Raw genomic sequence first — 3,216 nt, forward strand, 5'->3', positions numbered from 1 at the left:
CTGCGCCGGCCGCGGCGGTGTCGGGCACGGCGGCCCAGACCGGCGCCGGCACGCTGGAGTTCAACGCCACGGCCTCGGGCTGGGTGGACGTGCACTACACCGTCAACGGCGGCGACGCCCGCACGGTGCGCATGCGCCAGGACGGCAGCACCAGCCGCTACACCGCCGGTGGCCTGGCCCGGGGCGACGTGGTCGAGTACCGCTTCACGGCCTGGGACAACGCGCGCCAACTGGCGGCGGACTCGGCGGCGAAAAAGCTGCTCATCAAGTAGCCGGAAAGCGGATGGCGCGGGGTGACCCGCGCCATCCGCGAAAATCGGCGCCATGAACCAAGACCAGCTCAAGCAACTCGTCGGCCGCGCGGCCCTGGACTACGTCCCCGCCGGCCAGATCCTCGGCGTCGGCACCGGCTCGACGGTGGACTGCTTCATCGACGCCCTCGCCGCCAGCGGGGTAGCCGTCCCCGGCGCGGTGTCCAGCTCGGAGCGTTCCACGCAGCGTCTCCTCAAGCACGGCATCAAGGTGCTCGATGCGGCCGAGGTGACCAGCCTGGCCGTCTACATCGACGGCGCCGACGAGATCGACGGGCAAGGCTTCATGATCAAGGGCGGCGGCGCCGCGCTCACTCGCGAGAAGATCGTCGCCGACCTTGCCCAGACCTTTGTCTGCATCGCCGACGCCTCCAAGCTCGTGGGCACGCTCGGCAAGTTTCCGCTGCCGGTGGAGATCATCCCGATGGCGGCAGCCCAGCTGACGCGCCGCTTCGCCAAGCTCGGCGGTGACGCCAAGCTGCGCACCGGCGTCGTCACCGACAACGGTGGCCACATTCTCGACGTGACGGGGCTGTCCATCACCGACCCGCTGGCCTTCGAGACCGAGGTCAACCAGTGGCCCGGCGTCGTCACGGTGGGGGTTTTCGCACGCCACCGGGCGCAGGTCTGCCTACTGGGCAGCGCGGATGGCGTCCGGACGCTGAAATTCTGAGCTCGGTGTTCGCCGGCTGAACGACAAGGGGCGCAGAGGGCGCCCCTTTGTCATGGCCGCGGCGCCGCCGCGAGCTTCAGAAGGTTTCCCAGTCGCCGTCGTCGGCGGTCGACGCAGGAGCGGGCGCAGGCGCGGGCCGCGCAACGGCGGTGACTGCGGCCGGCTTGGCCTTCGGGGCCGCCGCGGCCGGCTTGGGGCTGGCCACGGCTTTGGGCGCCGCTGCCGGCTGCGGGGCGGGCTTGGCGACCGTCGTGGAGGCCTTCTTGGCGGCGACGGACTTGATGCCCGGCTTGACGGCCGGCTTGGTGAGCGGCTTCGCAACGGCCGGCTTGGGGGAGGCCGGTTTTGGTGCGGCCGGCGCTGCGGCTGCCGGCGCCTTGAGCGCAGGAGCGCGCTGCGTCGAGCTGCCCAGCCTGAACACGCTGATGACTTCGGCCATGCGGGCCGACTGCTCGCGCAGGCTCTCCGCGGCGGCAGCGGATTCCTCCACCAGCGCGGCGTTCTGCTGCGTCATCTGGTCGAGCTGCACGACGGAGCCATTGACGACGCCGATGCCCTCGCTCTGCTCGCGCGCTGCAGCACTGATCTCGCCAATGATGTCGGTCACGCGCTGCACGCTGGCAACGATCTCGGTCATCGTGGCACCGGCGGCCTGCACCTGCTGGGTGCCCGAATCCACGCGTTCCACACTGGCACCGATCAGCGTCTTGATTTCCTTGGCCGCGCCCGCGGAGCGCTGCGCCAGCGAGCGCACTTCAGCAGCCACGACCGCGAAGCCGCGGCCCTGTTCGCCCGCGCGTGCTGCTTCCACAGCCGCGTTCAGCGCCAGGATGTTGGTCTGGAAGGCGATGCCGTCGATGACGCCGATGATGTCGTTGATCTTGCGCGAACTCTGGCTGATCTCGTCCATGGTCGCGACGACCTGGGACACGGCTTCGCCGCCGCGCTGCGCCACCGAGGCGGCCGAGCTGGCGAGTTGGTTGGCCGTCATTGCCGCATCGGCCGTTTGCTTGACGGTGCCGGTCAGCTCGGACATGGACGACGCTGCGTTCTGCAGATTGCTGGCCGTCTGCTCCGTGCGCTGGCTGAGGTCCAGGTTGCCGGTGGCGATCTCGTTGCTGGCCGTGCCTATGCTGTCGGCTGCGCCGCGCACCTCGCCGATGAGCTTCTGAAGTGCGCTTTGCATTCCCTGCAGCGCCTTGAGCAGCCGGCCGACCTCGTCGTTGCCGCCGGCCGGGATGTCACGGGTCAGATCGAAATGGGCGATCGCCTCGGCCACCTCGGCCGCACGGCGCAGCGGGCGCGTGATGGAGGCGCCCAGCGCCAGGGCCAACCAGGCCCCCAGGGCCAGCGCGATCAGCGCGAACACGACCAAGCTGGTGCGGGCCCGGGCGTTGGCGCTTTCCAGTTCCCTGGCGGAGGCGTCGAGCTGGTCGCGCTGGGATTTCACGATCGCCAGCGTGGTTTCGGTCAGCTTGGTGACGGCGGGCTTGAACTCGTTCTCGTAGGCCTGCTGGGCGGCGGCTTCGTTGCCCGACTTTTTGGCCTTGGTCAGGGACTCCCGGGCGGCGCGGTAGCCCAAGCGGGCCTGGTCCAGCGTCTTCATCAAGGCCTTCTCGACCTCGGTGTCCATCTGCGGCTCGATCTTCTTGAAGATCTCGTTGGCCGCCTCCGTGGACTTCGTCGCGTGCGCGGCCATCTGGTCGCCCAGGGTCAGGTCGCTCGACAGTGCGATGGCCATCGAGCGCACCTCGCCGCCGCTGACCAGCCGGTAGTACTCCGTCGCGTTGCGCTCGGCGAGCAGGTAGTCGCCATACATCACGGACGACTGCGCGGCAACGCGGTTCAGCGCGAAGAAGCCGATGGCCGAACCGATGAATGAAATCAGCAACACCACCCCGAGCACGAGGGTTAGGCGTTGCGCAATGCTGCGCGATCCCAGCAAACCGTTGAACATGGAATTTCCTCTGTGTGCCTCTGCAACAGCGGGCGAGTTTGCCCCCGCGCCACGGCCTGACCAGCACTTCAGGGCTGCGAAACCACAGCTAAACCGCTGCTATTGCACGCCGCGCGCGCCGCAGTACGAAGCGCAGCGGGTCCACGGCGTCCAGCAGGTCGGCCTCGAGGGGGCGCGGCGAGCCCAGGGCCAGGGCGGCGACGAGGCGCCCGGCCAGCGCGGCCCAGCCGATGCCGCGGGAGCCGAGGGCCGTGCAAACGACCAGGCCGGCCTGC

3 protein-coding genes and 1 pseudogene are annotated in these 3,216 nt (G+C 69.5%); 2 read left to right on the forward strand and 2 right to left on the reverse strand.

What is annotated here, in order from left to right; all coding sequences use genetic code 11:
- A pseudogene (locus tag VGF12_RS12885) lies at positions 1-272 on the forward strand (glycoside hydrolase family 16 protein); the annotation flags it as partial.
- 52 nt (positions 273-324) lie between these two features.
- The gene (gene rpiA, locus VGF12_RS12890) at positions 325-984 is read left to right on the forward strand and encodes a ribose-5-phosphate isomerase RpiA (protein WP_331176439.1); all 660 of its coding nucleotides are present in this window, start codon (positions 325-327) and stop codon (positions 982-984) included.
- A gap of 76 nt (positions 985-1,060) precedes the next feature.
- Here the strand turns inward: rpiA and VGF12_RS12895 are convergent, their stop codons facing one another.
- Together VGF12_RS12895 and VGF12_RS12900 are read right to left on the reverse strand one after the other, a co-directional pair.
- On the reverse strand, positions 1,061-2,941 hold the full coding sequence (locus tag VGF12_RS12895; protein WP_331176440.1) for a methyl-accepting chemotaxis protein: 1,881 nt from the start codon (positions 2,939-2,941) through the stop codon (positions 1,061-1,063).
- An 88-nt stretch (positions 2,942-3,029) separates the two neighbouring features.
- The coding region (locus VGF12_RS12900) for a hypothetical protein (protein ID WP_331176441.1) at positions 3,030-3,216 on the reverse strand (187 nt) is incomplete at its 5' end.

This window comes from Roseateles sp. (assembly GCF_036404855.1).
Lineage (GTDB): Bacteria > Pseudomonadota > Gammaproteobacteria > Burkholderiales > Burkholderiaceae_C > Pelomonas.